The 6,498-nt window shown below is 25.8% G+C and carries 8 protein-coding genes; 4 read left to right on the plus strand and 4 right to left on the minus strand.

Annotated elements, in window-relative coordinates; all coding sequences use genetic code 11:
• Positions 1-204: 204 nt before the first annotated feature.
• Both KGF50_RS19605 and KGF50_RS19610 read left to right on the plus strand, forming a co-directional pair.
• Positions 205-1,014 carry a MerR family transcriptional regulator gene (locus KGF50_RS19605; RefSeq protein WP_227849617.1) on the plus strand — a complete coding sequence of 270 codons (810 nt, stop codon included), beginning with the start codon at positions 205-207 and terminating at the stop codon, positions 1,012-1,014.
• A gap of 441 nt (positions 1,015-1,455) precedes the next feature.
• On the plus strand, positions 1,456-2,142 hold the full coding sequence (locus KGF50_RS19610) for a hypothetical protein (protein WP_227849618.1): 687 nt from the start codon (positions 1,456-1,458) through the stop codon (positions 2,140-2,142).
• A gap of 43 nt (positions 2,143-2,185) precedes the next feature.
• Here KGF50_RS19610 and KGF50_RS19615 read toward each other — a convergent pair whose 3' ends face one another.
• The 3 genes from KGF50_RS19615 to KGF50_RS19625 form a co-directional block, all read right to left on the minus strand.
• Positions 2,186-2,860, minus strand: a complete 675-nt coding sequence (locus KGF50_RS19615; protein WP_227432770.1) for an MgtC/SapB family protein — start codon at positions 2,858-2,860, stop codon at positions 2,186-2,188.
• A gap of 220 nt (positions 2,861-3,080) precedes the next feature.
• Positions 3,081-3,635: a cysteine hydrolase family protein gene (locus tag KGF50_RS19620; protein WP_227849619.1), complete on the minus strand. Its 555-nt coding sequence runs from the start codon at positions 3,633-3,635 to the stop codon at positions 3,081-3,083.
• Between the two features lie 77 nt (positions 3,636-3,712).
• Positions 3,713-4,078 (minus strand): winged helix-turn-helix transcriptional regulator, encoded by a 366-nt coding sequence (locus tag KGF50_RS19625; RefSeq protein WP_227849620.1) that lies wholly within the window; start codon positions 4,076-4,078, stop codon positions 3,713-3,715.
• Between the two features lie 225 nt (positions 4,079-4,303).
• Between KGF50_RS19625 and KGF50_RS22425 the strand changes: the two genes are divergently transcribed.
• Both KGF50_RS22425 and KGF50_RS19630 read left to right on the plus strand, forming a co-directional pair.
• Positions 4,304-4,438: a hypothetical protein gene (locus KGF50_RS22425; RefSeq protein WP_255655070.1), complete on the plus strand. Its 135-nt coding sequence runs from the start codon at positions 4,304-4,306 to the stop codon at positions 4,436-4,438.
• Positions 4,439-4,633: 195 nt separating this feature from the next.
• Positions 4,634-5,419, plus strand: a complete 786-nt coding sequence (locus KGF50_RS19630; RefSeq protein ID WP_227849621.1) for a GNAT family N-acetyltransferase — start codon at positions 4,634-4,636, stop codon at positions 5,417-5,419.
• A gap of 95 nt (positions 5,420-5,514) precedes the next feature.
• Here the strand turns inward: KGF50_RS19630 and pdaA are convergent, their stop codons facing one another.
• The gene (pdaA, locus tag KGF50_RS19635; protein WP_227849622.1) at positions 5,515-6,339 is read right to left on the minus strand and encodes a delta-lactam-biosynthetic de-N-acetylase; all 825 of its coding nucleotides are present in this window, start codon (positions 6,337-6,339) and stop codon (positions 5,515-5,517) included.
• Positions 6,340-6,498: the final 159 nt, after the last annotated feature.

Below are 6,498 nucleotides of genomic sequence, written 5' to 3' on the forward strand. Positions count from 1 at the left end.
GCTTAGAGTAAGAAATATCATAATCAATATTATAATAGAATAATGAACAAAATATAGATATGTTTAGATAGTTAATTAAATACAATTTATTTTTGAATCCTTGTTTTAGAAGATTTTTTAGTATATTCTAAAATAGAATTAGGGAAGTAGACGAGATATTTATTTTTAAGCAAAAATATAATTATGGAGGACTTTATTATATAAATGAAAGATTATTATAAAATAGGAGAAATATCTAAAATATACGGTATAGGAAGAGATTCTTTAATGTACTATGAAGAAATAGGAATTTTAAAACCATTTAGAGATACCAATGGATATAGAATGTATAATATATCTGATATATGGAAATTGAATTTGATAAAAGAATTTAGAAGTTTGAATTTTCCAATGAAAAAAATAAAAGAATATCTAGATGATAGAAGTATAGAATCCACAAAAACTATATTAAATGAAGAACTTGATTTAATTGACAAAAAGATATTTGAGCTTATAAGTCACAAGGAAAATATTATAACAAGATTAAGTTCAATTGAAAGTGTGATTCAAAATACTAAAATAGACGAGATAGAGGTTGTATATATAGAAAAAAGGAAAGCCTTAGAATTAAATGCTGATATAGAAAGAGATGAAGATTTTGATTTCTTAATTCAAAAGCTTCAAAAGGAATATGAAGACAGATTTAATATACTTGGAAATAATAATATTGGTTCTGCTTTTTCTGTTGAAGCAATCAATAATGGTATATTTAATGAGTTTAAGTCTGTATTTTGTTTTTTGGAAGATAATGAGGAGATATATAATATAGTTTTTGATGAAGGGTATTATGTAACATTAAATTATACTGGAAGTAACTCTAATAATAAAATCTATATGCAAAAAGTATTTAGATTTATAGAAGAAAATAATTATAAGATAAATGCTGCTCCAATAGAGATATATAAAATAGATATACATGAAACTGGAATTGTAGACGAATTTGTAACTGAAATACAAGTTCCTATAACTAAATAGCTAAATTTTAATGGACTAGATAATAAATAGCATAAAAAAATGTAAATTTGCCACCAATTTGCCACTATATTATAAAATAGGTGACAAATTATATTCTAAGACCTTCTAGAATATTTACTGTTTCATTTTCCATTTTATGTATGACATGAAAGTAAGCCTTATTTCCATTTTATATTAGTTAAAGTATAAGTAGATAGTGTTTAGATTGAAAATTAGTAATAATTATCTTTATATCCAGTTAAGAACATATAATTTTGATTTTCGACAACATTTATTATTCGTTTGCTATATAATTTAATTAACAGTGTATAAAGAGGGGGATATAGGATGAAAATTAAGGAATTATTAAAAATTAATATCAATATTTATCAGACATAAATATTATTAGATTGATAGTTATGAATGATAAAGTAGTTAACTTAATGTTTTGGAGGGTAATTTATGCTTGATAAGTTTAAAGTATTAAAAAGTTGGCAAAAGATATTAATTGTTATTATAGGAGTTTTATTATTACCATTAACATTATTATTATTTTCTATTCTATTTTTAGTAAAAAGTATAAATAAAAATAGTAATAAATTAGTAAAAACATTGAAAGTTGTTATAAGCCTATTTGTAGTGTTTATACTCTTAATATTCAATTGGGCATGGTGGGGAGCAATGTTCAAAGTAGCAACAGAACCTAACTTAAATGAGCGACAAGAAATAAAAAGAAAAGAAGAAGAACAGGATATAAAAGACAAGGAAGTAAAAGAAAAACAAGAATTAAAAGCAAAAGAAGAAAAAGATAAATTGGAGAAACAAAAGAAAAAAGAGTTAGAAGAAAAGAAAAAACAAGAGGATTTAGAATTAGCTCAGAAGGAAAAAGAAGAAAAGGAAAAAGAAGAAAAACTTGCTAAAGAAAACATCGATAAGTCAACGGAAAACGCTCAAGCTCTAACTCCTAAAACTGAAGAATCAAATCCAACCAACCAAAAAACATCTGAAACTGTATATGCAAATGGAGGAAAATCTAAATCAAATAAATATCATTCTTCTCCTACTGCACATAATATGGAAGGTGCAATTTCAATGAGTAGAGAAGAAGCAGAAGCAAATGGATATGTAGCTTGTAAAATATGTTATTAGCAACAAAGAAATAGACTAGTGTTTAGCTAGTCTATTTTTTATATTATATTTCTAAAGATTCTATAAGTGGATTATCGCTAAATAACTTTAATAGATTTGTCTTTTTATATCCTTTAGGTAATTTAGTATAGATAATTACCTCTAGCCAATCTCCATCAATGCGTTTAATATTCATATTTATAATTTCAATTTTAGACTGCTTAAATTTTTCCTCAATATATGAGATTGAATCAGTACTGTTAGAAATTTTAAGAGAGACCTGTTCTGCGGTAGGGAGTTTCATCCATTTCCTATCTCTATGAAGTAGTATTTGCGTGATAACAATAATAATGCTTGAAACAATACCAAGTAAATATAATCCACAACCAATTGCAAGTCCTGTACCTGCTGTAGCCCATATACCAGCAGCTGTAGTAAGTCCGCTTACTGATTGATTTCTGATAAATATTAATCCAGCTCCTAAAAAACCTATTCCACTGACAACCTGTGCTGCAACACGGGCAGGGTCTAAACCAATACCTGGAGTACCTACTACATCATCAAATCCATATTTGGAAACAATAATTATAAGTGCTGATCCTAGTGCTACTATAAAATGAGTTCGGATTCCAGCTTCTTTTAGCCTATTCTTTCTTTCATATCCAATCAAAGCTCCGCATAAACCAGCAATAATGATTCTTGCTATATATTCAAATTGAATAAGTATATGATTATTCATCTATCTAGCACCCCCTTTTATGTAATATTATATATACTATAACACTACATTTTTTATGTGGATATAGTAACATTTGAAAATTATATGACTGTTGTACCTAAATCTAAAATAGGGAAAAGTATTTTATGTATATAAAAATGATAGAAGGGATATATAATATTATATGATTGAAGAGCAAACTTAAATTAATTAAGTTTGCTCTTTATAATGGTAAATATTTTTATTTACAATAATTAGACAAAAAAATGTCTGTATTTTTTATATCTGCAAAACTATTTTGTAAGGATGCCATAAATACTTGATGTACAGTCTCAGCATTAATCTCTTTATCATCCCAAAATAAATTTTTTGTTGTGCAAGCATCGCTTATAAGAGTAATATCGTATCCAAGTTTCTTTGCTGTCCTTACACTTGTATCAATGCACATATGACTCATCATTCCACAAATCACTAATTTATCTATGTTTTTTTCGTCAAGACAACTTTGTAAACGTGTTTGAAAAAAACTATCTGGTGTATGCTTAATGATAATTTCTTCATTCTCAAATGGTAAAACAATTTTATTTATTTTTGAACCATAAGTGTCAGGTAGAAAGAATGATGCTGTTGAACTCATTGATATATGCTGTACATGAATAATTGGCAAGTTATTTTTTCTAAAGAGTATCAGTATTTTTTTAGCATTTTCAGCAGTTTTTTCTGTATTAAATAATTCACATTTACCATTCTTAAAATAATCATTTTGAATATCAATTAAAATTAAAGCTATAGACATATTTATACCCCCTATCTATTTTTATTATAATGCCCATGAAGGAAATGTAAATTACTTACTTTTTGGTATGTATAGAACTATTTATTATAACAGATTCCTTTATTGTCTAAAAATTCTTGTTGTCCATGTTCAAGCATATATTCTATACCTATTTCTTGCATTATCTCTACAGCTTGTAGCATTTTCTTGCCACGACTAGTAAGAAAATATTCAGTATGTAATGGATACCCAGTTGAACTGATTTTATCAACAATACCAAATTCTCGAAGTTCTTTTAATTGTTGGATTAACATTTTTTGACTTATTCCATCTATACTATGCTCTAGGTCAGAGAATGTTTTATTACATTGTCTCAATTTAAATACAATTATAGTCTTCCATTTACCTTTAATGATATCATGTACAATTTCAAGAGGGCATGTATATTCATCTCTTATTTTCATAATATATCACCTCCATAAAATGATAATAAATTATATCACTGCTTTTATAATATGACAAATCTATATGAAGTATATATAAAATTTGTGTTTTATTAAGTTCTAAATTTCTTCTAATATAGTTCACACTTAGTACACAAATAGTTAGTAATATATAAGTAAATAATATATTTGATACAAATTAAATAATTTTAAAATAATTTATGATAATTTAGAGGAGGAAAATATATGAATATATCAAGAAAAGCTATGAGGATAATAGAATTAGCACAAAGGATTGCAACTAAGAGAGGTATCTCAGTAGAAGAAGCTTGGGATGAAGCATTAAAAGAATATAAACAGAAATACCAATATATTGCATAGAAATTTAAAAATATAGTTTAATTTTGTAAAGTAGAAAATATCATATAATCGATGATTGATTTTTCTGAAAAAATTATAAATTTACAAATTTTAATTATTTAAAAAAATTTAGAATATTTAGTGGAAGTTAATAACTTTAAATGATACTATAAATTATAAGGTATATCATTATTAACACAAAAGGAGGATGAACACTTGATTGTAAAAATAGATAATACTTTAGAAAAACAATTCTGGCAATATGTATCACATGAAGAAAGTTTAAACTTATTTATAATTGGATATGTTGAAAACTATGGATTTAGTTCTGATTCTCAAGAAGTATGGTCTCAGACAAAAGAAGGAAGTATAACTTCTATAATATTAAAAAATAAGTCAACACTTATAATCTATAGTTTAGAAAATAATTTTGATGTAGAAGAGATGGAAAGCCATATAAAAGGATTAGATATAGAAAGTATAAGTGGAAAAAAGTGTGTAATAGATAGACTAGTGAGTATATACAAAGGTTTTTATGAAAAATTGGATAATAAATTTTGTATATTAAAGAAAATAAAAGAGCTGGATTTTTCTAATATGAATGAATATAGGATAGAAAAGGCATATGAAAAAGACATTGATGAAATAGGAAAACTTTTAAATAAATCAGGATATAAGGTAAGTCCAAATTACATAGAAGCGAGAAAAGAATACTTAAAAGAAGGCAATGTAAGAGCCTATTTCATAAAAGATAATAATACTATGATTAGTACTGTATCAACTGGTATGGAAACTAGCTTTTTGGCAATGATAGTTTCTGTAAGTACAGATAAAGAGCATAGAAAAAAAGGACTTGCTAGCTATATGGTGTACAATTTAAGTAAAGAACTATTGGCAGAAGGGAAAATACCATGTCTTTTTTATAATAATGAAATAGCAGGAAAAATATATCATAATATAGGATATGAAGAGATAAATGAATGGACAATTCTTTTTACATAATTTTAAAGACACAAAACTCCATCAAGAATTAAAGTATTTATAAATCAGTTTATTTTTACTATAATTCAAGGTGGAGTTTTGTTTTCATTAAAATTTTATTTTTTACTGCTTAAATAGTCAAGTGTTTTAAGTTTATAACCTTCTTTTTCCCAATGTGTAAGTACTTCATCCAATATCTCAGTATTAGTTGAAGAATTTGGATGTAATAGAACTATTGCACCAGGATGTGTTCTAGAGTAAATTTTGTTTTTAGCAAACTCATGAGTAGGTTGTTTCTTTTCATACCAATCCACATAAGCAAAACTCCAAAATATAGATTTATAACCCAAGTCCTGTGTATACTTTAGAGATTGTTCACTAAATTTACCCATTGGTGGTCTAAAATATTTAGGCATTTCTTTTCCAGTAACATCTTTATATGCTTTTGCTACACTTGTAATTTCTTCTTTGAATTTTTCAAAATCTGTAATCCCAGCCATTGATGGATGACTTTTTGAATGATTACAAACTAAATGTCCTTCTTTTTCCATACGTTTTATTAAATCTGGATTACTTTTTATATAACTTTCAACTACGAAAAACTGTGCCTTTGCATTGTGTTTTTTTAATGTGTCTAGTAACTTTGGAGTGTTTCCACTTTCATATCCAGCATCAAATGATAAGTATATAACCTTTTCATTAGGGTCTCCTACATAATATGAGTCATATTTCTTAAAAAAATTGGCTTCTTTTATAGGGGAGGGTTGTTTTCCATCCTCTCTAGGGTTAAAATACCAATCATATTCATGTGTATCAAGTGTTGGACTAGAAATTTGAGTTTTTGTTTTATCTAGTGATTTAAAGTTTATACTAGCAATTCCAAAAAGTATTAGAGCAAATGCTCCTATCATAATGTATTTTTTTAGGCTATCTTTTTTCACAATGTCACCTCTTATTTAAAATTTCAAGTAAATATTTCTTACAATATAGTTTGAATATTTATAGTTAAAAATATTCATATATACAAATAATAAATTAAAGAAGTTTCTTTTAAGAAATATAAAATAATATTAATTATCTTAAACAAAATACATATAAAA

Source organism: Clostridioides sp. ZZV15-6598 (assembly GCF_020657705.1).
Lineage (GTDB): Bacteria > Bacillota > Clostridia > Peptostreptococcales > Peptostreptococcaceae > Clostridioides > Clostridioides difficile_F.